Origin of the sequence: Pseudomonas batumici (genome assembly GCF_036585405.1) — a bacterium.
In the GTDB taxonomy this organism is placed as follows: domain Bacteria; phylum Pseudomonadota; class Gammaproteobacteria; order Pseudomonadales; family Pseudomonadaceae; genus Aquipseudomonas; species Aquipseudomonas batumici.
This window is the reverse complement of the sequence record NZ_CP144470.1, coordinates 2,875,353-2,896,644: the sequence shown is the minus strand read 5'-3', so window position 1 is coordinate 2,896,644 and position 21,292 is coordinate 2,875,353. Positions and strand designations below refer to the sequence as shown.

The 21,292-nt window shown below is 62.5% G+C and carries 16 protein-coding genes; 12 read left to right on the top strand and 4 right to left on the bottom strand.

Going from position 1 to position 21,292, the window contains the following annotated elements; genetic code table 11:
* Window positions 1–56 precede the first annotated feature (56 nt).
* Complete coding sequence (locus tag NUH87_RS31255) at window positions 57–1,211, bottom strand: methyl-accepting chemotaxis protein (RefSeq protein ID WP_422393937.1); 1,155 nt, start codon at window positions 1,209–1,211, stop codon at window positions 57–59.
* Between the two features lie 1,399 nt (window positions 1,212–2,610).
* On the opposite strand from NUH87_RS31255, the gene NUH87_RS13105 reads away from it, so the two are divergent.
* The 6 genes from NUH87_RS13105 (at window position 2,611) to NUH87_RS13080 (ending at window position 9,855) form a co-directional block, all read left to right on the top strand.
* Window positions 2,611–4,551: a methyl-accepting chemotaxis protein gene (locus NUH87_RS13105; RefSeq protein ID WP_338526270.1), complete on the top strand. Its 1,941-nt coding sequence runs from the start codon at window positions 2,611–2,613 to the stop codon at window positions 4,549–4,551.
* 196 nt (window positions 4,552–4,747) lie between these two features.
* Entirely contained in the window at window positions 4,748–5,725 is a 978-nt protein-coding gene (locus tag NUH87_RS13100) for a 2-dehydro-3-deoxygalactonokinase (RefSeq protein WP_338526269.1), read from the top strand.
* A 31-nt stretch (window positions 5,726–5,756) separates the two neighbouring features.
* Window positions 5,757–6,377 (top strand): 2-dehydro-3-deoxy-6-phosphogalactonate aldolase, encoded by a 621-nt coding sequence (locus NUH87_RS13095; RefSeq protein ID WP_338526268.1) that lies wholly within the window; start codon window positions 5,757–5,759, stop codon window positions 6,375–6,377.
* Window positions 6,378–6,425: 48 nt separating this feature from the next.
* On the top strand, window positions 6,426–7,574 hold the full coding sequence (gene dgoD / locus NUH87_RS13090; RefSeq protein WP_338526267.1) for a galactonate dehydratase: 1,149 nt from the start codon (window positions 6,426–6,428) through the stop codon (window positions 7,572–7,574).
* A 104-nt stretch (window positions 7,575–7,678) separates the two neighbouring features.
* Window positions 7,679–8,989 carry an MFS transporter gene (locus NUH87_RS13085; protein WP_338526266.1) on the top strand — a complete coding sequence of 437 codons (1,311 nt, stop codon included), beginning with the start codon at window positions 7,679–7,681 and terminating at the stop codon, window positions 8,987–8,989.
* Between the two features lie 62 nt (window positions 8,990–9,051).
* Window positions 9,052–9,855 carry an IclR family transcriptional regulator gene (locus tag NUH87_RS13080; RefSeq protein WP_338526265.1) on the top strand — a complete coding sequence of 268 codons (804 nt, stop codon included), beginning with the start codon at window positions 9,052–9,054 and terminating at the stop codon, window positions 9,853–9,855.
* A gap of 12 nt (window positions 9,856–9,867) precedes the next feature.
* On the opposite strand, the gene NUH87_RS13075 is transcribed toward NUH87_RS13080, so the two are convergent.
* Together NUH87_RS13075 and NUH87_RS13070 are read right to left on the bottom strand one after the other, a co-directional pair.
* Window positions 9,868–10,590, bottom strand: coding sequence for a FadR/GntR family transcriptional regulator (locus NUH87_RS13075; RefSeq protein WP_040070876.1), 723 nt, complete (start codon window positions 10,588–10,590; stop codon window positions 9,868–9,870).
* A 90-nt stretch (window positions 10,591–10,680) separates the two neighbouring features.
* Entirely contained in the window at window positions 10,681–12,417 is a 1,737-nt protein-coding gene (locus tag NUH87_RS13070) for an IlvD/Edd family dehydratase (protein ID WP_040070875.1), read from the bottom strand.
* Between the two features lie 273 nt (window positions 12,418–12,690).
* On the opposite strand from NUH87_RS13070, the gene araD1 reads away from it, so the two are divergent.
* From araD1 to araH, 6 genes are all read left to right on the top strand, one after another.
* A complete protein-coding gene (gene araD1 / locus NUH87_RS13065) occupies window positions 12,691–13,683 on the top strand; it encodes an AraD1 family protein (protein ID WP_338526264.1) in 993 nt (330 codons plus the stop codon).
* Between the two features lie 10 nt (window positions 13,684–13,693).
* Entirely contained in the window at window positions 13,694–15,274 is a 1,581-nt protein-coding gene (locus NUH87_RS13060) for an aldehyde dehydrogenase (NADP(+)) (protein ID WP_338526263.1), read from the top strand.
* Window positions 15,275–15,325: 51 nt separating this feature from the next.
* Window positions 15,326–16,201, top strand: a complete 876-nt coding sequence (locus NUH87_RS13055) for an SMP-30/gluconolactonase/LRE family protein (RefSeq protein WP_338526262.1) — start codon at window positions 15,326–15,328, stop codon at window positions 16,199–16,201.
* A 64-nt stretch (window positions 16,202–16,265) separates the two neighbouring features.
* Window positions 16,266–17,273: a substrate-binding domain-containing protein gene (locus tag NUH87_RS13050; RefSeq protein ID WP_040070869.1), complete on the top strand. Its 1,008-nt coding sequence runs from the start codon at window positions 16,266–16,268 to the stop codon at window positions 17,271–17,273.
* A 63-nt stretch (window positions 17,274–17,336) separates the two neighbouring features.
* The gene (araG, locus tag NUH87_RS13045) at window positions 17,337–18,881 is read left to right on the top strand and encodes an L-arabinose ABC transporter ATP-binding protein AraG (protein WP_338526261.1); all 1,545 of its coding nucleotides are present in this window, start codon (window positions 17,337–17,339) and stop codon (window positions 18,879–18,881) included.
* A 9-nt stretch (window positions 18,882–18,890) separates the two neighbouring features.
* Window positions 18,891–19,859 carry an L-arabinose ABC transporter permease AraH gene (gene araH / locus NUH87_RS13040; protein WP_338526260.1) on the top strand — a complete coding sequence of 323 codons (969 nt, stop codon included), beginning with the start codon at window positions 18,891–18,893 and terminating at the stop codon, window positions 19,857–19,859.
* Between the two features lie 181 nt (window positions 19,860–20,040).
* Here araH and NUH87_RS13035 read toward each other — a convergent pair whose 3' ends face one another.
* Window positions 20,041–21,189 carry an aldose epimerase family protein gene (locus NUH87_RS13035; RefSeq protein ID WP_338526259.1) on the bottom strand — a complete coding sequence of 383 codons (1,149 nt, stop codon included), beginning with the start codon at window positions 21,187–21,189 and terminating at the stop codon, window positions 20,041–20,043.
* Between the last annotated feature and the right edge of the window lie 103 nt (window positions 21,190–21,292).

Below are 21,292 nucleotides of genomic sequence, written 5' to 3'. Positions count from 1 at the left end.
CTCTACGCTATCAAAAGCTTAAGGCCCGACGGCGAAAACCGTGGGCCAACGCCGCTTCAACTCAGGCGGAAGCGCCCGGTATTGTCGCTCAGGGCCTTGCTGCCTTCGCTCAGGCTGTCCGCCGCACGGTTGACCGCGCGGGCCCCCTCCAGCAGCCGTACCGCCGCCTGATCGATCTGCTGGATATTGCCGCTGACCTCGTCCGCCGTGCTGGCCTGCTCATCCACCGCCGTGGCGATCTGCGCCAGGGTGTCGGTGACGGTCTGCACGGCGCCGGCGATTTCCACCAGCCGCTGGCCCAGCCCGGTCACCGATTGGGCATCGGTCTCGGCCTGGAGACAGGCGGCCTCCATCAAGGTCACCGCCTGGCTGACCGTGGCCCGCAGACTGTCGACAGTGCTGGCGATCTGGGCGGTCGAACTCTGGGTGCGCTGCGACAGGCTGCGCACCTCATCCGCCACCACCGCAAAGCCACGCCCTTGCTCGCCGGCCCGCGCCGCTTCGATGGCGGCGTTCAGGGCCAGCAGGTTGGTCTGCTCGGCCACGCCGCGAATGGTGTCGACCACCAACTGGATCTGCTGTCCCTGTTCGCTGACCCGACCCAGGGCCGCGGCCGTTTCGTTCAGGCGCTGGTTCAGCTGCTGGATGCTGGCGGTGGTGCGCTGGCTGTCGCGGCTGCTGTCCGAGGCGATGCGCTGGGTGTTCTGCGCGCTGCCGGACGCCTGTTCGCAACTCTGCGCCACGCCCTGGGAAGTGGCCGCCAGTTGCGTGGCCGCCGCAGCGATCTGGCTGATCTGCGCCTGTTGTGTCTCGACCTCGCTGAGGGCACCGCTGGAATGGCTGTTGAGGGTACGCACGGCCGCGCTCAGTTGCAGCGTCTCGTGGTCCACGCCCTGCAGGCTGCTGCGCAGTTGCACCACCGCGACGTTCAGCGCGGTACTGATGGCCGCGAGCTCGTCACGCCCCTCCACCGGCACTTGCAGGCAGAGGTTGCCGTCACGCAGGGATTCGGCCAGCAGGGTGATGCCGCTGGCGCTGCGGCGGATCGAGGCTTGCAGGCAGATGAACAGGTACAGCGCCGCCAGCAGCAGGCAACCGAAGATCCCCGCCAACAGGCTGAACTGGCGGATGGCCGCACCGTGGTAATAGTCCAGGCGGCTGTCGAGGGAGGTGAGGGAGTCCTGGCGCAAGCTGGCGAGTTCACCGAGCATCTTGTCCAGGGTCTGCTCGAAACCATCGGTCTTGAGGGTGATGCTGCCGCCGAACATGCCGTCGTCGAGCGCCTTGAGGCCGTCGTCCAGGTGTTGGAGGCTGGCATGGTAGCGCTCGGCCCAGTTTTGCAGCTCGGGTGGCAGGCGGCTTTCCAGCAGGTTGCCGGTCTTGGTCAACTGGTCACGGGCATCGCCGATACGACCGCGCAGATCCTTCAATTGCAGACGGCTTTGCAGGCTGAACTGGCCGGAGACCACGGACGCCTGGCCGACACTGGCCAGGCGGCCGACCCGCTCGATCAGGTCAGGCGCGTGCTGGGTGGCGATTTGCGTGAGCAGGTAGGTTTCCATCCAAGGCGCGAGGATCAGGCGGCTGTCCATGGCGACCTGTTCGCGCAGTGCTTGCAGCGCGCTCAGGGCGGCGGTGAAGCGATCGTAGCCGTCCGGCCACCAGCCGACCTTGCTCAGGCTGGCGGAGTCGAGGCCTTCGAGGGCGGCTTGCAGGATCTGGTAGCGTTTCAGGGTGTCGGCACCGGCTCCTTCGCTTTGCAGGGTTTGGCCCAGGGTGTCGAGTGTCTGGTTGATTTCCGGTTGGGCCTTGTCCAGCGCGGCCATGGCCGCGAGGGTGGCCGGGGTCGCCTGGCGATTGGTTTCCGTGGCGCGCCAGCGGGCGGCACGGTCACGCTGGGCGGTCAGCAGGTTGTCCAGTGAGTCGAGGACCAGCAGTTGATTGACGCCGGCATGCTCTTCGGCAATCAGTGCCAGCTTGCTGCGGTAATCCTGGCCGATCAGGTACAGGCTGCCCATCAGCGGCACGATGAACAGCAGGAACAGTACCTGAAACTTGCGGGCGAACCCGAAATGGCCCAGCAGTCGAATCCCCGGTGATAGAAAAGCGTGCATGGTCGACCACTCCTTTAGGGCGCTGCGCACGATTTTGGTGCAATCGTGGCGGTTGCCATCGTTAGAAACCCCGGGAAGTTCGCCGGTGAGGCGTTGTAGGTGAACCGTTGTAGCGAAACTTCCCATTCTCGGTCCCCTTTGTAAGGGGGCGTGCTGTAAGCGCTTTAAGTACGCAAGATTCAGACCAATGGCTTTGCGCTATCAGTCATTCCGTCGGCAAAAAACCGATTGTTAGCTCTATAAGTATCCGGTCGGAGTGCACCGAAAAAAGGCACATTGCTGCACCTGCAACTGTGCAGCCATCCGTATCACGGAATCACTTCATGGATTCGGCCTTGGGTTGGTGCTGATTATCGGAACAATATTTTAATTTTTTGTATGCAAAATCATGGCGAACATTTTGCTTGATCGGCCGAGGCAGGCTTGGTAGCAAATCGCTATTTGCCCGTGTAGTCTGGCCATTCGCACCTCATTTCCGCGGATGGTGATTGTCACAATGAAAATTAAAAACAAGCTTGTCCTTGCCTTTGTATTGGTCGCTTTCATCCCGGTAAGCCTGGTGGCAGTGATATCGGTGCTGAATATACGGACCCAGGCGGTCGATCAGTTTATCGATGGCAGCACCCGTGAAATTCGCCAGATCGACGGCAACATCCGGCAGTTTTTCGACGGCACGCAGCAGAACGTCGATCAAATGGCCACTGATCCTGTATACACATCGGTCGCCAGCCTAAAGCACTATGAGACCGCCGGTGCCGCCAGCCAGCCTCTGCCAGCGGCCGCCCGCCAGGTCATCGATCTGTTCGCGCGTTATGGCGCGACGCATCCGGCGGCCGCCATCCTTTCCATCGGCCTGGAAGACGGCAGCTACGCCAAATGGCCGGATGACCCGCAACTGGCGAACTACGACCCGCGTGTGCGCCCCTGGTACAAGGCCGCCATGGCCAGCCCCGGCAAAGCAGTGCGAACCCCCGCTTACTACTACGACAAGGACAACGTGGCGCTGGTTGGTAGCGCCCGGGCACTGCTCGACGACGCGGGCAAGGCCAAGGGTGTGTTTGTCGTCAGCGTTTCGCTGAAAAACCTCACCGAGCTGGTCAAAAGCATCAAGCTCGGCGAAAGCGGCTACGTGATGCTGATCGAGGACGGCACCGTGCTGGTCGATCCCCGCGACGCCGGGCACAACTTCAAGCCGCTCAAGGACCTGGGCGAGCCCTACGCCAAGCTGGCCGCCACCGCGCAAGGGTCCACCGAGGTGCAAATCAACGGGGTCCGGTACATGGCCAATATCTGGACCTCACCCGGCCTGGGTTGGCGCTACGTCGGTTTGATCGAGTACAGCGAAGTCATGGGCGCGGCCACCCGCATGACCTACCTGACGGCGGTTATCGTGGTCGTGCTGGTGCTGTGCTTCGCGCTGCTCGCCGCGGCGTTCGCCAAGGTCATCGTCAAGCCGATCGGCCAGGTCAGCACGGGGTTGCAGTCGATCGCCGAGGGTGAGGGCGATCTGCGCCGCGATCTCAACGTGCAGGGCAAGGACGAAACCGCGGAACTGGCCGGCTGGTTCAACAAGTTTCTCGCTGCGATACGCCAGTTGATCCAGCGTATCGGCGCCGCCTCGACCAACCTGCAGGATGCCTCGCGGGTCAACAGCGAGGTGGCCAACAACATGAACCAGGCGGCCGGTCGTCAGCGTGAAGCGGTGGAGCTGGTGTCCACGGCCTTCAACGAAATGGTCGCGACCGCCAACGAAGTGGCCCGTTCCTGCAGCACGGCAGCCGACTCCGCCGAGAACGGGCACCAGCGTGTGGCCGAAGGCAAACAGCAGATCGAGTTGACCACCGAGAACGTCAGCCGCCTGGGGCGTCGCTTGAGCGAGTCTTCCCAGGCCATGGTAGAGCTGGAGGAGGGCAGCCGCAGCATCAACCAGATTCTCGGCACCATCCGCGCCATCGCCGAGCAGACCAATCTGCTGGCGCTGAACGCGGCGATCGAGGCGGCCAGGGCGGGTGACCAGGGGCGGGGTTTTGCCGTGGTCGCGGATGAGGTCAGGGCGCTGGCCAAGCGCACGTCCGACTCCACCGGGGAAATCGACCAGTTGCTCAACACCGTCGGCAGCAAGACCCAGGAAGTGTCGCAGAAGATGGAAAGTTGCCTGGAGCTGTCGCGTGCCAGTGTGTCCTCGATCGAGAGCGCCCGTGACAGCTTTGAAGGCATCCAGTTGTCGGTCAATGAGATCAGGGATCAGAACCTGCAGATATCGGCGGCGGCGGAAGAGCAGCACAGCGTGGCCGAGGAGATCAATCGGCATATCCAGCAGATCTACGACGAGGCGCGGCTGGTGGAAAGCCTGGCCAGCTCCGCGCAAGAGGACTCGGGCCGGCTTTCGCACCTCTCGGATGAGCTGAACGGGCTGGTGGGGCGCTTCAAGTCGTAGAGGTATTGGACGGCTCGAATCAGCTCACAATCAGCTCACTCATGAGCTGATTGTGAGCTGATTCAGGAGTTCTGCTTATAAAATCCCTATATATGGGATGATTATTTATATATTGAGATTTGCCGCGCGCCAGGTTTATAGTCCCCTGCATCAGCTCTACGCACTCACTGCCCAACAATAAATTCCAGGTGAAGCGATGCAGGCGCAATTGATCGCGCTCGATTGGGGGACCACCTCACTTCGGGCCTACAAACTCGCGGCTGGCGGCCAGGTGCTCGAACAGCGTTCGCTGTCGTCGGGCATCATGCAGTTGCCCAGCGTGCCGAGGATGATCGCGGGCCGGATGTGCGCCGACGGTTTCGAATTGGCCTTCGATGAGGCCTGCGGTGACTGGCTCGATGCCCAGCCCGAGCTGGCGGTGATCGCCTGCGGCATGGTCGGCAGCGCCCAGGGTTGGCGCGAGGCCGCTTACTGCGACACCCCGGCGAATGTTGCCAATCTGGGCACCTCCTTGAACCGCGTACGCAGCCTGCGCGGCGTTGATGTGCACATCGTGCCCGGCGTGATCCAGCGCTCGCGGTTGCCGAACGTGATGCGCGGCGAAGAGACCCAGGTCCTCGGCGTGCTGCAAAGCCTGCCGGCAAGCGCGGGCGACAACCTGCTGATCGGCCTGCCGGGCAGCCATTCGAAATGGGTCGAAGTGGCCGACGGCTGCATCATCCACTTCGACACCTTCATGACCGGCGAGCTGTTCGCCGTGCTCAGTGAACACAGCATCCTGGGGCGCACCCAACAGCGCGGCGCGGCCTTCGATAGCGATGCGTTCGACCGCGGCGTGCAGGTGGCGCTGTCCACCGATGGCGACATCGGTCCCCTGTCGACCGTGTTCAGTGCGCGCAGCCTCGGTCTGACGGGCGAGCTGAGCCCGACCGAACAAACCGACTATCTCTCGGGCTTGTTGATTGGCCATGAACTCGTGGCCCTCGCCGGTGTGCAGCTCCGTCGACGCAACGGCGCCACCTTGCCGTCGATCATTCTGATCGGCAATTCCCAACTCTGTGCCCGCTACCGCCGGGCGCTCGATGCCTGCGGTTTTGAGCGGGTGAGCCTGGCCGAACAGGCCACCGAACGCGGGTTATGGCACCTGGCCGAAGCGGCCGGGCTGCTCGGCTGAGCGCCTGCGTTCACCTACCAGGAGGTCTGACATGCTCAAGCAAGCACTGGCGAAAAACGGTCTGATCGCGATCCTTCGCGGCCTGAGTCCGCAAGAGGCGGCAGCCATCGGCGAGGTGTTGTACCAGGCCGGTTTTCGCGTCATTGAAGTGCCACTCAATTCTCCTGAACCGTACGAAAGTATCCGCATCCTGCGCAGCTGTTTGCCCGCTGATTGCCTGATCGGTGCCGGTACGGTGTTGACCGCGGAACAGGTCGCACAGGTGAAGGCGGCGGGCGGGCAGGTGATCGTCATGCCCCACAGCGACCCCAAGGTCTTGCGCGCGGCGAAGGCGGCGGGCCTATCCCTGTCGCCGGGTGTCGCCACGCCGACCGAGGCCTTTGCCGCGCTGGCCGAAGGCGCCGATGTGTTGAAGATGTTCCCGGCCGAGCAAATGGGCCCGGCGGTGGTCAAGGCGTGGTTGGCGGTGCTGCCGGCAGGCACGTTGCTGATTCCGGTAGGCGGGATTACGCCGGACAACATGCAGGGGTTCGTCGAGGCGGGCGTCAGTGGTTTCGGCCTGGGTTCCGGGCTGTTCAAGCCGGGGCTGGCACCTGACGAAGTAGCGGTCCGCGCCAAAGCTTATGTGCAGGCATGGAGCGCGTTGCGTTAAGACTTTCTGGCGCCCTGTGCGCTGCATCTGAACAAGAGGGACAACAAGATGAAAATCACCAAGCTGACGACCTTTATCGTTCCACCGCGCTGGCTGTTCCTCAAGGTCGAAACCGATGAAGGCGTGACCGGCTGGGGCGAGCCCGTGGTCGAAGGCCGGGCCCACACGGTTGCGGCGGCGGTTGATGAACTGTCGGATTACTTGATCGGCAAGGATCCGCGCAACATCGAGGATATCTGGACCGTGCTCTATCGTGGCGGTTTCTACCGTGGCGGCGCGGTGCACATGAGCGCCCTGGCCGGGATCGACCAGGCGCTGTGGGACATCAAGGGCAAGGCCCTGGGGGTGTCGGTCAGCGATCTGCTGGGCGGTCAGGTCCGCGACAGGATTCGGGTGTACTCGTGGATCGGCGGCGATCGTCCGGCCGACACCGCCCGGGCGGCCAGGGACGCCGTCGAGCGTGGTTTCACCGCGGTGAAAATGAACGGTACCGAAGAGCTGCAATTCGTCGACAGCTTCGAAAAAGTCGATCTGGCGCTGGCCAACGTGGCCGCCGTGCGTGATGCGGTGGGGCCGAATATCGGCATCGGTGTGGACTTCCATGGCCGGGTTCACAAGCCCATGGCCAAGGTGCTGATGAAGGAGCTCGACGCCTACAAACTGATGTTCATCGAAGAGCCGGTGCTCAGCGAGAACTATGAGGCGTTGAAAGAACTGGCGCCGCTGACCAGCACGCCGATCGCGCTGGGGGAGCGCTTGTTTTCCCGCTGGGATTTCAAACGGGTGCTCAGCGAAGGTTACGTCGACATCATCCAGCCGGATGCCTCCCATGCCGGCGGCATCACCGAAACCCGCAAGATCGCCAACATGGCCGAAGCCTACGACGTGGCGCTGGCGCTGCATTGCCCGCTGGGCCCGATTGCCCTGGCGGCGTGCCTGCAACTGGACGCGGTTTGCTACAACGCTTTTATCCAGGAGCAGAGCCTGGGCATCCATTACAACGAAAGCAATGACCTGCTGGACTACGTCAAGGATCCGCGGGTGTTCGACTATGACCAGGGCTTCGTGAAGATCCCCAACGGCCCGGGCCTGGGCATCGAGATCAATGAGGAATATGTGGCTGAGCGCGCCGCCATCGGCCACCGCTGGCGCAACCCGATCTGGCGCCATGCCGATGGCAGTTTTGCCGAGTGGTAATCCCCGGCTGATTCAACACCCGTCAACGGTGGGAAAGGCAGTGCTCGGCCAGCCGCATTTTTGCGGAGCAACGCCCTCAATAATCATAAGAAGAGGCACTCCCCATGCAACCGGAAGTCTTTACCGGGCAGGCGTCGTTGCTGACGCCGAGCCGCAAGCGTTTTTTCATCATGGTGCTGCTGTTCATCACCGTGGTGATCAACTACCTGGACCGCAGCAACCTGTCGATCGCGGCCCCGGCGCTGACCAGCGAACTGGGTATCGATCCGATCCATGTCGGGCTGATCTTCTCGGCGTTCGGCTGGACCTACGCCGCCATGCAGATCCCCGGTGGCTGGCTGGTGGACCGGGTGCCGCCGCGCCTCCTCTACAGCGTCGCGCTGCTGCTGTGGTCGGCGGCCACGGTGATGCTCGGTTTCGCCGCCAGCTTCATCGCGCTGTTCGTCCTGCGCATGGCCGTGGGTGCGCTGGAAGCGCCTGCCTATCCGATCAACAGCCGGGTGGTGACCACCTGGTTTCCCGAGCGTGAGCGCGCCACCGCCATCGGTTTCTACACCTCCGGGCAGTTCGTCGGACTGGCCTTTCTGACGCCCGTATTGGCCTGGCTGCAACATCAATACGGCTGGCACATGGTGTTCGTCAGCACCGGTGCGGTGGGGATTCTCTGGGCGGTCGTGTGGTACGCGGTGTATCGCGAGCCTCGGGATTTCAAGGGGGCCAATCTGGCGGAAATCGAGCTTATCCGTGAGGGCGGCGGGCTGGTGGATATCCAGGCCGAGACGAGTCGGCGCAAGGCGCCCTTCAGTTGGACGGACCTGGGCATCGTGTTGAGCCAGCGCAAGTTGTGGGGCATCTACCTCGGACAGTTCTGCCTCAATTCGACGTTGTGGTTTTTCCTGACCTGGTTTCCGACCTATCTGGTGAAATATCGCGGCATGGATTTCATCAAGTCCGGCCTGCTGGCGTCGCTGCCGTTTCTCGCGGCCTTCATTGGCGTGCTCTGCTCGGGGTTCTTCTCCGACTGGCTGATCCGCCGCGGCGCGACGGTCGGCTTTGCCCGTAAGTTGCCGATCATTGGCGGGTTGCTGATTTCCACCGCGATCATCGGCGCCAACTTTGTCGAATCGACGTCGTGGGTGATTGCCTTCCTGGCACTGGCGTTTTTCGGCAACGGGTTGGCCTCGATCAGTTGGTCGCTGGTCTCGACCCTGGCGCCGGCACGCCTGTTGGGGCTGACGGGTGGCGTGTTCAACTGCATCGGCAATCTGGCGGCGATCGCCACGCCGATCGTGATCGGCTTTCTCGCCAGCGGCGACTCCTTCGCCCCGGCGATCACCTATATAGCCGGGCTGGCGTTGATCGGTGCGCTGTCCTACGTGTTGCTGGTGGGCAAAGTGGCGCGGATCGAGCTCTAGCAAGCGCAAGACCGGGCGACCATAATGCCGCCGGTTCCCTCGCTCATTGTTGAAGGCCGGATATGCAGGAAGACGTCGCAAAAAACGCCAAGGACGCCGCGCCGACGGGTACCCAGACGCTGCTACGCGGTCTGGGGGTGGTTCAGGCCGTGGCCAGCGGTGCCCGCGACCTCAAGGAAATTGCCCGGCTGATCGGCACCACCCGCAGCACCACCCACCGACTGGCCAGTTGCCTGGTGGAGGAGCGCTATCTGCGGGTCGTGCCGCAAATCGGTTATCTGCTCGGGCCCAAGCTGATCGAGCTGGGGTTCCAGGCGCGCGAAGCGCTGCCGCTGGTGACCCTCGCCGGACCGTATCTGGACGAGTTGTCGGCGTTGACCGGCGATACCATTCACCTGGCGATTCGTGAAGACGACGACGTGCTGTACCTGCACAAGAATCCCGGGCGCAATGGTCCGGAAATGCGTTCGCGGGTCGGGCATCGCATGCCCTTGGCGCGCACCGGGATCGGCAAGGCGCTGATACTCGATTGCTCGCCAGAGGAGTGGCAGCGCCTGTATCGGATCAGCTTGCCGGCGGGCGGGCAAAACCTCTCATGGCCGCAACGCCCGGAGCCATCCTGGGAGCAATTTCAGCAACGCATGCTGGAGTACGTGGCGGGCGGCTACGCCTTTGACCTGGAAGACAACGAACCGTCGATCCGCTGTGTCGCGGCGCCGGTACGCGATGCCAGTCGGCAAATCGTCGCCGGGATCAGCATCGCCAGCACCGTACCCTATATGCCGCTGGAGAAAATGGCCGAGCTGATCCCGTTGATCAAACAGGCCGCTGCCCGGCTTTCCGCGGAGTTGGGGGCCAAGGCCTGAGCCGGGCCTGCGTTACAGCGGGGTGAGCACATTCATCACGGTATCCAGGGCGACACGGGTATCGTCAAGTTGCACCAGCGAGGCATGCCGGGCACCGAGGGCGTCACGGTTCTTGATGGCGGTCAGTATCGCCTTGTGCCGGGGCAGGCTGAGCCTTTGGATGTCGGGGCGTTGGTTGGTGATGCTGATTGACTCGCGCAGCGGCAGCGAAAGCATATTGCACATGTAGGCGAGCAGGTCGTTGCGGGTCGCGTCGGCAATGGCATGGTGAAAATCCAGGTCCGCCTGCAAGAGCTTCTCGTGGGTCTGTGCCGCTTCCATGGCCTGGTAGGCTTTTTCGATGACCGCGATGTCGGCGTCGGTGGCCGTGGTGGCGGCCATGGCGGCGATTTCCGGCTCAAGGATTCGGCGCACGCCCGACAAGGTGTTGAAGAACTCGCTGTGAGGCGTCGACTGCATCAGCCAGGACAGCACGTCGGGATCCAGCAGGTGCCATTTCGAACGTGGACGCACGACCGCGCCGACCCGTGGCTTGGAGTACACCAGCCCCTTGGCGCTCAGCACCCGGGTGGCTTCGCGCAGCACCGACCGGCTGACCTGATAGGTCTCGCACAGCGTTGCTTCCTGGGGCAATCGTTCTTCCGGCTTGAGGCGTCCGGAGACAATGTGCATGCCCAGTTCCTGGACGATCTGGGCATGCCGGCTCTTGCGTGGCTTGGGGGACTGCTGATCCATGACAGGGACGCTGCTCTGACGAAATACGCGGCATCATAACATCGCTGCCGTCTCTATCAGGCGCTCCTGCACGCCTGAACCGATTCACTCTCAGTGTGAATGACGCGGCACCTCGGCGCCGCGGCAACCCACCAGAAAGTCGAAGTCGCAGCCCTGGTCCGCCTGTAGCACGTGGTCGATGTACAGCTGGCGATAGCCGCCCACGATCAGGTTCTGTGGCGCTTGCAGGTCGGCCATGCGCGCCGCCAGTTCGGCGTCCGGGATGTCCAGGTGCAGACGCCCATTGGCACAATCGAGTTCGATCCAGTCGCCTTCCTTCACGGCGGCCAACGGTCCGCCGGCAGCCGCTTCCGGGGCGACGTGCAAGACCACGGTGCCGTACGCTGTGCCGCTCATGCGCGCGTCGGAAATCCGCACCATGTCGGTGACACCCTGGGCCAGCAATTTGGCCGGCAAGCCCATGTTGCCCACTTCCGCCATGCCGGGATAACCCTTGGGACCGCAGTTTTTCATCACCAGGATCGAGTGGGCATCGACGTCCAGTTCCGGGTCATTGATCCGCGCCTTGTACATGTCGAAGTTCTCGAACACCACCGCGCGGCCGCGATGTTGCATCAGTTCGGCGCTGGCGGCGGAAGGCTTGAGCACGGCGCCGAGAGGGGCCAGGTTGCCCCGCAGCACGCAGATGCCACCGTCCGCGCGGATCGGGTTGGAGAGCGTGCGGATCACTTCGTCCTGGCCGTAGATTGGTGCCTCTCGGGTGTTCTCGCCGATCGACTTGCCATTGACGGTCAAAGCGTCGGGGTGGGGAATCAGGTTGGCTTCGCCGAGGCGGCGCAGCACGGCCGGCAGGCCGCCGGCATAGTAGAACTCTTCCATCAGGAAACGCCCGGACGGTTGCAGGTCGACTATGGTCGGCATGCCGCGACCGATGCGGGTCCAGTCATCCAGCTCAAGCTCGACGCCAATACGCCCGGCGATGGCTTTCAAGTGAATCACCGCATTGGTTGAGCCACCGATGGCGGCGTTGACGCGAATGGCATTTTCGAAGGCCTCCTTGGTGAGGATCTTCGACAGTTTCAAGTCTTCGCGAACCATCTCCACCGCGCGCATCCCGGACATGTGCGCCAGGACATAACGGCGCGCATCCACCGCCGGGATCGCCGCGTTGTGGGGCAGGGAGGTGCCCAGGGCCTCGGCCATGCAGGCCATCGTGGAGGCGGTGCCCATGGTGTTGCAGGTCCCCGCCGAGCGAGACATGCCGCCCTCGGCGGCGAGGAAGTCGTCGAGGCTGATGGTGCCCGCCTTGACCTGTTCGCTGAGTTGCCACACCACGGTGCCCGAGCCGATGTCCTGGCCCTTGTGCTTGCCATTGAGCATCGGCCCGCCGGTGACGACGATGGCGGGGACGTCGCAACTGGCGGCACCCATCAGCAGCGCCGGCGTGGTCTTGTCGCAGCCGGTCAGCAGCACCACGCCGTCGATCGGGTTGCCGCGAATGGCTTCCTCGACGTCCATGCTCGCCAGGTTGCGGGTGAGCATGGCGGTGGGGCGCAGGTTCGACTCGCCGTTGGAGAACACCGGGAACTCCACGGGAAAGCCGCCGGCCTCGATCACCCCGCGTTTGACATGCTCGGCAATCTGGCGGAAGTGTGCGTTGCACGGGGTCAGCTCCGACCAGGTGTTGCAGATCCCGATGATGGGTTTGCCATGGAACTGATGGTCGGCAATGCCCTGGTTCTTCATCCAGCTGCGGTACATGAAACCGTTCTTGTCGGCGGTACCAAACCACTGGGCGGAGCGCAGGTCGGGTTTTTTATCAGACATGGCTAGATCTCTTATTGTAAGACTATATTGTTCTTTTCTGGCCTTAACATAAGCGCAAAATCTCAGGTTTGGAAGTCTTGTTGGGTAAATAGTAATACTATATAGTCGTTTGCAACTGAGGTATGACCCTGGCGGTTTTCCGCGAGAGGCGTCCCCCGAGCTTCTATAAAAACAACAATCGGAGATCGATCCCATGGGTCAGGAGCTGCGACCGATTCGTCGCATCACGCTGAAACCAAAGCTTTTCCTGAGCCCGCAATCAGGAGAAGGTGCATGCGTTTAGTTCAGTTCGAATTGAGTAACGGCGAGCGCCGGGTCGGCGTGGTCGAGGACGGTCTGGTCCGTGAAGTGCAATCCGCGCGCACGGTACGCGAGCTGGCGCTGGCCGCCATCGAGGCAGGCGTCGATCTGCGGCAGCAGGTCCAACGCCTCGGTCTGGGGGGCAGTCACGATTATGCGCAATTGCTGGCCGAACTCAGGATACTGGTGCCACTGGATCACCCGGACCCGGCGCATATGCTGGTCAGCGGCACCGGTCTGACCCACCTGGGCAGTGCGGCGGCGCGGGACAAGATGCATCAGCAGGCCGGTGACGACAGCGCGATGACCGACACCATGCGGATCTTCAAGTGGGGCGTGGAAGGCGGTAAACCCGCCGCCGGTCAGGTCGGTGTGCAACCGGAATGGTTCTACAAGGGCGACGGCAGCACGGTCGTGCGTCCGGGTCAGGCATTCGTGCTGCCGCCATTCGCCGAAGACGCCGGCGAAGAGCCGGAAATCGGTGGCCTGTATGTCATCGGCCACGACGGCAAGCCTTATCGCCTGGGGTTTGCCGTGGGCAACGAGTTCTCCGATCACGTGATGGAGCGCAGGAATTACCTGTACCTGGCCCACTCCAAATTACGCAATTGCAGCTATGGTCCTGAATTGCGGGTCGGTGAACTGCCCCGGCACCTGGCCGGCAGCAGTCGCATTTTGCGTGATGGCAAGGTCGTGTGGCAGAACGAATTCCTCAGTGGCGAAGCCAATATGTGCCACAGCCTGGAAAACCTTGAATACCACCACTTCAAATACCGTCAGTTCCTGCGGCCGGGGGATGTACACATTCACTTCTTCGGCACCGCGACCCTGTCTTTCGCGGACGGTATCCGGACGCAGCCGGGCGATGTGTTCGAAATCAGCCAGGCGGAGTTCGGCGCGCCCTTGATCAACGGCATCGCCAGCGGCGACGCGGAGCTGGCCCCCGGTCAGGTCGGCAGCCTTTAAGGAGACAGGCATGACTCGGATTCTTGGTCACAACTACATCGGCGGCCGGCGCAGTGCGACCGGCACCGTGACCCTCCAGAGCTTCGACGCGCAGACTGGCGAAGCATTGCCCCATGCTTTCCACCAGGCGACAGCGCAGGAGGTCGATGCCGCCGCCCATGCTGCCGCGACGGCCTACCCGGCCTATCGCGCCCTGAGTGCGCAGCGTCGCGCGCATTTCCTGGAGTCGGTGGCCGATGAACTGGATGCGCTGGACGATGAGTTCATCGCCCTGGTTTGCCGTGAAACCGCGTTGCCCGCTGCACGCATCCAGGGCGAGCGCAAGCGTACCAGTGGCCAGATGCGCCTGTTCGCCGACGTGCTGCGTCGTGGCGATTTCTACGGGGCGCGCATCGATCGGGCGCTGCCTGATCGCCAACCGTTGCCGCGCCCGGATCTGCGTCAGTACCGCATTGGCCTGGGGCCGGTGGCGGTGTTTGGCGCGAGCAATTTTCCGCTGGCGTTTTCCACTGCCGGCGGCGACACGGCGGCGGCGCTGGCGGCCGGTTGTCCCGTGGTCTTCAAGGCGCACAGCGGGCACATGGCGACCGCCGAACGGGTCGCCGATGCGATCATCCGGGCGGCCGAAGCCAGCAGGATGCCCGCCGGCGTATTCAACATGATCTATGGCGCCGGGGTCGGTGAGGCGTTGGTCAAGCATCCGGCCATCCAGGCGGTCGGTTTCACCGGCTCGCTCAAGGGCGGTCGAGCGCTGTGCGACATGGCGGCGGCACGCCCGCAACCGATCCCGGTGTTCGCCGAGATGTCGAGCATCAACCCGGTGATCGTGCTACCCCAGGCGCTGCAAGCGCGGGCAGACACAATCGCCCGCGACCTGACCGCCTCGGTGGTGCAAGGCTGCGGCCAGTTCTGTACCAACCCGGGCCTGGTGATCGGCGTCGGTTCGCCGCAGTTCACTGCGTTCACTCGGCAGGTCGCACAACTGATCGGCGACCAGCCCGCCCAGACCATGCTCAACACCGGCACCTTGAGCAGTTATGGCAAAGGCTTGCAAAGGCTCCTCGCGCACCCTGGCATCGAGCACCTGGCCGGCCATCCACAAGCGGGTAATCAGGCGCAGCCACAGCTGTTCAAGGCTGATGCGAGTTTGCTGGTCAATGGCGATGAAGTGCTGCAGGAAGAAGTGTTCGGTCCGACCACCGTGTTCGTTGAAGTGGCCGATCAGGCACAACTCAGCGCCGCATTGCACGGCATGCATGGCCAACTGACGGCGACGATCATTGGCGAAACCACGGACTTCGCGCAGTTCAGCGAACTGACGGCGTTGCTGGAGCAGAAGGTCGGTCGCATCCTGGTCAACGGTTATCCGACCGGTGTCGAGGTCTGTGACTCGATGGTGCATGGCGGGCCTTTCCCGGCGACCTCGGATGCCCGTGGCACGTCGGTGGGGACCCTGGCCATCGACCGTTTCCTGCGCCCGGTGTGCTTTCAGAACTACCCCGACAGCTTGCTCCCGGATGCATTGAAAAATGCCAACCCGTTGCACATTCAACGTCTGGTGGATGGACTGCCATCGCGTGAGCGGCTGTAACGCGAGCAAGCTCGTCAGCACCTTAAAAACAGTAATTATCCAGGAGGCTACATGGCGTGGACCGCAGTGACCGAGCACCGTGCGCAACTGGGCGAGGGGCCGTTCTGGGACGCGCCCGGCCAGGCCCTGTATTGGGTCGATATTGCCGGTCAGCAGGCATTACGCCTGAGTGGCGAACATCTGCAGGTCTGGCAACTGCCGGAGCCTGTGTCGGCGTTCATTCCCTGCGAAAGCGGCGATGCGCTGGTGACCCTGAGCAGCGGCGTGTATCGCCTTGACCTGGGCTCCACGCAAACGGCGCCGCGCCTGACCTTGCTCTGCGTCGCCGATCCGCAACCGGGCAATCGTCCCAACGAGGCCCGTTGCGATGCCAGGGGCAGGCTCTGGCTGGGCAGCATGCAGAACAACATCGGCGAGCAGGGCGAAGACCTGCCGGTCCTGCGGCGTTCCGGTGGCTTGTTCCGTATCGACGCCGATGCGCGAGTCACGCCTCTACTGAGTGGCCTGGGTATCCCCAATACCTTGCTGTGGAGCGAGGACGCTACGCAGGTGTATTTCGGAGACAGCCTGGACGGCACGCTGTATCGGTATTCGATCGCTATCGACGGCCAGCTCGGTCCTCCCCGGAAGTGGTTCGGGCCGCATCCGCGCGGCGTCCCGGACGGTTCGGCCATGGACGCCGAAGGCTATGTCTGGAACGCCCGCTGGGACGGCGGTTGCCTGCTCAGGTTGGCACCCGACGGCGAGGTCGACCGCGTGATCGAGCTTCCGGTCAGCCGCCCCACCAGTTGCGTGTTCGGTGGCAAGGATCTGCGCACCTTGTACATCACCAGTGCCGCCAGCCCGCTCAATCATCCGCTGGACGGGGCGGTGCTGGCCATCGAGGTCGATATCGCCGGGAAAACCTGTCACCGATTTGCAGGATAAATTTCAAGCATCAGGCTGCACTGGTTCACAACTCGCACTCACAACAACAAGAAGGAGTCACCTTATGAATCGTCGTCGTCGCGTCATCCGTTCCCTGTGCTGTATTGCCCTGGCGGCATCGGCCGTCAGCCTGAGCAGCCTGTTGCTGGCCGCCGAGCCCGCGAAGATCGGGTTTCTGGTCAAGCAAGCGGAGGAGCCCTGGTTCCAGACCGAATGGGCCTTCGCTGAAAAGGCCGGTAAGGACAAGGGCTTTACCGTGATCAAGATCGCCGTACCGGACGGCGAGAAAACCCTCTCGGCCATCGACAGCCTCGCCGCCAACGGCGCCAAGGGCTTTGTGATTTGTGCGCCGGATGTGTCCCTGGGCCCGGCGATCGTGGCCAAGGCCAAGGCCAATGATTTGAAAGTGATTGCGGTGGATGACCGCTTCGTCGATGCCGGCGGCAAGTTCATGGAGGACGTGCCCTACCTCGGTATGGCCGCCTTCGAAGTGGGCCAGCAGCAGGGCGCCGCCATGGCCGGCGAAGCGAAGAAGCGCGGTTGGGACTGGAAAGACACCTATGCGGTGATCACTACCTACAATGAGCTCGACACCGGCAAGAAGCGTACCGATGGGTCAGTCAAATCCCTTGAAGAGGCCGGCCTGCCGAAAGACCACATCCTGTTTGCGCCGCTCAAGACCCTCGACGTGCCGGGCAGCATGGACGCCACCAACTCGGCACTGGTGAAGCTGCCGGGCGCGGCGAAAAAACTGATCGTCGGCGGCATGAACGACAACAGCGTACTGGGCGCTGTGCGCGCTACCGAAAGCGCCGGTTTTGCCGCAGCCAATGTCATTGGTATCGGCATCAATGGCACCGACGCCATCGGCGAATTGAAGAAGCCCAACAGTGGCTTCTTCGGCTCGATGCTGCCCAGCCCGCACCTTGAGGGCTACAACACCGCGAGCATGATGTTCGAGTGGGTCACCACCGGCAAGGAACCCGCGAAATACACCGCGATGGACAAGGTGACGCTGATCACGCGCGACAACTTCAAGCAGGAACTGGAAAAGATCGGTCTGTGGAACTGAGGTCGGTTGCTTTCCTCGGCGGCCTTGGCAACAAGGCTGCCTGATCGGTGTGATGAGGTGGTTATGCATGCGCAATTGAACAAACAACAGCACAGTGCTGGCGCCAGTCTGTGCTTCAACGGCATTGGCAAAACCTTTCCCGGGGTCAAGGCGCTGGACGCTATCAGCTTTACTGCCCACCCGGGGCAGGTGCATGCCCTGATGGGCGAAAACGGCGCCGGCAAGTCGACCTTGCTCAAGGTCCTCGGCGGCGCCTACAGCCCCAGCAGCGGCAGCCTGCAGATCGGTGAGCAGACGATGGTCTTCAAGTGCGCCGCCGACAGCATTGCCAGCGGAGTGGCCGTCATCCACCAGGAATTGCACCTGGTGCCGGAAATGACCGTGGCGGAAAATCTGTTTCTCGGGCATTTGCCGACCCGTTTCGGTGTGATCAACCGCCGTGCTTTGCGCGAGCAGGCACTGGCCTGTCTCAAGGGCCTGGCCGATGAAATCGATCCGCTGGAAAAGCTCGGCCGCCTGTCCCTGGGGCAACGACAGTTGGTGGAGATCGCCAAGGCGTTGTCCCGTGGTGCCCATGTGATTGCCTTCGACGAACCCACCAGCAGCCTGTCGGCCCGGGAAATCGAGCGCTTGATGACGATCATCGGGCGCCTGCGGGATGAGGGCAAAGTGGTGCTGTACGTTTCCCATCGCATGGAGGAAGTGTTCCGGATCTGCGATGCGGTGACCGTGTTCAAGGACGGTCGTTACGTGCGCACGTTCGAGGACATGAGCCAGCTGACCCATGATCAGTTGGTCACCTGCATGGTCGGTCGCGACATTCAGGACATCTACGATTACCGCCCTCGTCAGCGGGGCGAGGTGGCGCTCAAGGTCGAGGGTCTATTGGGGCCTGGCTTGCGCTCACCGGTGAGTTTCGAGGTGTATCAAGGCGAGATTCTGGGCCTGTTCGGGCTGGTCGGCGCCGGGCGCACCGAGCTGCTGCGCCTGCTGGGCGGTCTTGAGCGCAGCACGGCCGGAAGCCTGCGGCTGTGCGGTGAGGAACTGAAGCTGCGCTCGCCGCGCGATGCCATTGCCGCCGGTGTCCTGCTGTGTCCCGAGGACCGCAAGAAGGAAGGCATCGTGCCGCTTTCCAGCGTGGCCGAGAACATCAACATCAGTGCACGCAGCGCTCATTCCCGGTTTGGTTGGCTGTTGCGCGACGGTTGGGAGAAGAGCAACGCCGACAAGCAGATCAAGGCGTTGAAAGTGAAAACGCCCCATGCGGCGCAGAAAATCATGTACCTGTCGGGGGGCAATCAGCAGAAGGCCATTCTGGGTCGCTGGCTGTCGATGCCGATGAAGGTGCTGCTGCTCGACGAGCCGACGCGGGGTATCGATATCGGCGCGAAAGCCGAGATTTACCAGATTATCCATAACCTGGCCGCCAGCGGGATTGCGGTGATCGTGGTGTCCAGCGACCTGATGGAAGTGATGGGCGTCTCCGACCGCGTCCTGGTGCTTTGCGAAGGCGTGATGCGGGGCGAGAAGAGCCGCGAACAGGCCAATGAATCCAACTTGCTGCAACTGGCCTTGCCGCGCCAACGCGCTGACGGCCAGGTGAACTGAGAGGTGACTATGACAACCCAAAACAACGCGTTGCCGACGACGCACAAACCCCTGGATGTGCGCGCCCTGCTCGATAATTGGGCGATGCTGTTGGCGGCGCTGGGGATCTTTGTGCTCTGCACCCTGCTCATCGACAACTTCCTCTCGCCCCTGAACATGCGCGGTCTGGGGCTGGCGATTTCCACCACCGGCATCGCCGCGTGCACCATGTTGTATTGCCTGGCGTCCGGACATTTCGACTTGTCGGTGGGCTCGGTGATTGCCTGTGCCGGGGTCGTTGCCGCGGTGGTGATGCGCGACACCGACAGCGTGTTGCTCGGTATCGGCGCGGCGCTGCTGCTGGGGCTGCTTGTCGGGCTGATCAACGGGATCGTGATTGCCAAGCTGCGGATCAACGCGCTGATCACCACGTTGGCGACCATGCAGATCGTGCGTGGCCTGGCCTATATCTTTGCCAACGGCAAGGCCGTCGGCGTGTCCCAGGACCAGTTCTTCATCTATGGCAATGGCCAGTTGTTCGGCGTGCCGGTGCCGATCCTGATCACCCTTGGCTGTTTCCTGTTTTTTGGCTGGCTGCTCAACTACACCACCTACGGGCGCAACACCATGGCCATTGGCGGCAACCAGGAAGCGGCGCTGCTGGCCGGGGTCAACGTCGACCGGACCAAGATCATCATCTTCGCCGTGCACGGGGTTGTCGGAGCCTTGGCCGGGGTGATCCTGGCTTCGCGCATGACCTCCGGCCAGCCGATGATCGGCCAGGGGTTCGAATTGACGGTGATTTCCGCCTGCGTGCTGGGTGGGGTGTCGTTGAGCGGCGGGATCGGCATGATTCGGCACGTGATTGCCGGGGTGTTGATTCTGGCGATCATCGAGAACGCGATGAACCTGAAAAACATCGACACGTTTTACCAGTACGTGATCCGGGGTTCCATCCTGCTGTTGGCCGTGGTGATCGACCGCCTGAAACAACGCTGATCGCGGTTGTTCAATGTGGGATGTGCAATGCGTTCCATGTGTTCAATGTAGGAGATGTCGAGCCTTGGCGAGGCTGCGATAGCGGTGGCTCAGACAACATCGATGTTGACTGTACCGCCGTCATCGCAGCCTCGCCAAGGCTCGACAGCTCCTACAGGTCCAGGGGCGTTCTGGGTCAGGCTCAGCCGGCGGAGAACTTCAGGACAGTGCTCTGGGTATAGGTCTGGCCGGGATCCAGCCGCGTGCTGGGAAAGCCCGGCTGGTTCGGCGAGTCGGGGTAGTGCTGGGTTTCCAGGGTGAATGCGCTCCAGTGTCCGTAGGCCTTGCCAGCCTTGCCCTTGACCGAGCCGTCGAGGAAGTTGCTGGTGTAGAACTGCACCCCGGGTTCGCTGGTGTAGAGCTGCAAGCGGCGGCCGGATTGCGGGTCACGCACGTCGGCGGCGAGTTGGCTGACATCACCCTGGGTATCCAGAACCCAGTTGAAGTCAAAGCCGCCCTGTTTCGGCTCGGCGAATTTGAGTTGCGGATGATCGTCCTTGATGCGCTGGCCGATGGCGGTCGGTTGCCGAAAGTCCATCGGCGTGCCGGCTACCGGGGCCAGTTCACCGGTGGGAATCAAGGTGCCGTTGACCGGTGTGTAATGGCTGGCGTGCAAGGTGGCGAGCTGTTTGAGCACATCCCCGTTACCGGCCCCGGCGAGGTTGAAGTAACTGTGGTTGGTGAGGTTCAGCACCGTGGATTTGTCGGTGGAGGCCTTGTACTCGATGCGCAGCTCGTTGTTGTCGTTGAGGCTGTAGGTGACCTCGACCTTCAGGTTGCCGGGAAAACCCATCTCACCGTCTGGCGACAGGTAGCTCAAGGTCACGCCGACCGAGTCCTTGGTTTTGACCGGTTGTGCTTTCCAGACGCGCTTGTCGAAACCCAGCGCACCACCGTGCAGCGAGTTGGGGCCATCGTTGAGCGGCATCTGGTAACGCTTGCCGTCCAGTTCGAAGGCACCCTGGGCCAGGCGATTGCCGTAGCGTCCGATGGTGGCGCCGAAGAACGCCTTGCCGCTCTGATAGCCCTGGACGTCGTCAAAACCCAGTACCACGTCGTCGAACTTGCCGTTCTTGTCCGGCACTTTCAACGATTGCAAGACGCCGCCGTAGGTAATGACCGTGGCTTGCAGGCCATGGCTGTTGCGCAACACATATTGCTCGATGGCGGTTCCATCATGGGTCTTGCCAAACGCCTTGTGTTCGCTGGACAGGCCACTGGCCTGGACGCCGAGGCTGGCCATCATCAGGGAAAGACCGAGGCCGGAAAGCAGATGTCGGGATTGCAGCATGGTTGAACTCCCTTTTGTTGTTTTGAGTGAAATAGTTCTACTAATTTGCAGTGTTTTGCCGATACGGCCATAAATTTATAGCCTTAAATGCCGATTTTGCAAT

Coding starts and splice junctions, on each gene's coding strand:
- NUH87_RS31255 (WP_422393937.1), bottom strand. CDS start 1,211: ATGCTCGGTGAACTCGCCAGCTTGCGCCAGGACTCCCTCACCTCCCTC.
- NUH87_RS13105 (WP_338526270.1), top strand. CDS start 2,611: ATGAAAATTAAAAACAAGCTTGTCCTTGCCTTTGTATTGGTCGCTTTC.
- NUH87_RS13100 (WP_338526269.1), top strand. CDS start 4,748: ATGCAGGCGCAATTGATCGCGCTCGATTGGGGGACCACCTCACTTCGG.
- NUH87_RS13095 (WP_338526268.1), top strand. CDS start 5,757: ATGCTCAAGCAAGCACTGGCGAAAAACGGTCTGATCGCGATCCTTCGC.
- dgoD (WP_338526267.1), top strand. CDS start 6,426: ATGAAAATCACCAAGCTGACGACCTTTATCGTTCCACCGCGCTGGCTG.
- NUH87_RS13085 (WP_338526266.1), top strand. CDS start 7,679: ATGCAACCGGAAGTCTTTACCGGGCAGGCGTCGTTGCTGACGCCGAGC.
- NUH87_RS13080 (WP_338526265.1), top strand. CDS start 9,052: ATGCAGGAAGACGTCGCAAAAAACGCCAAGGACGCCGCGCCGACGGGT.
- NUH87_RS13075 (WP_040070876.1), bottom strand. CDS start 10,590: ATGGATCAGCAGTCCCCCAAGCCACGCAAGAGCCGGCATGCCCAGATC.
- NUH87_RS13070 (WP_040070875.1), bottom strand. CDS start 12,417: ATGTCTGATAAAAAACCCGACCTGCGCTCCGCCCAGTGGTTTGGTACC.
- araD1 (WP_338526264.1), top strand. CDS start 12,691: ATGCGTTTAGTTCAGTTCGAATTGAGTAACGGCGAGCGCCGGGTCGGC.
- NUH87_RS13060 (WP_338526263.1), top strand. CDS start 13,694: ATGACTCGGATTCTTGGTCACAACTACATCGGCGGCCGGCGCAGTGCG.
- NUH87_RS13055 (WP_338526262.1), top strand. CDS start 15,326: ATGGCGTGGACCGCAGTGACCGAGCACCGTGCGCAACTGGGCGAGGGG.
- NUH87_RS13050 (WP_040070869.1), top strand. CDS start 16,266: ATGAATCGTCGTCGTCGCGTCATCCGTTCCCTGTGCTGTATTGCCCTG.
- araG (WP_338526261.1), top strand. CDS start 17,337: ATGCATGCGCAATTGAACAAACAACAGCACAGTGCTGGCGCCAGTCTG.
- araH (WP_338526260.1), top strand. CDS start 18,891: ATGACAACCCAAAACAACGCGTTGCCGACGACGCACAAACCCCTGGAT.
- NUH87_RS13035 (WP_338526259.1), bottom strand. CDS start 21,189: ATGCTGCAATCCCGACATCTGCTTTCCGGCCTCGGTCTTTCCCTGATG.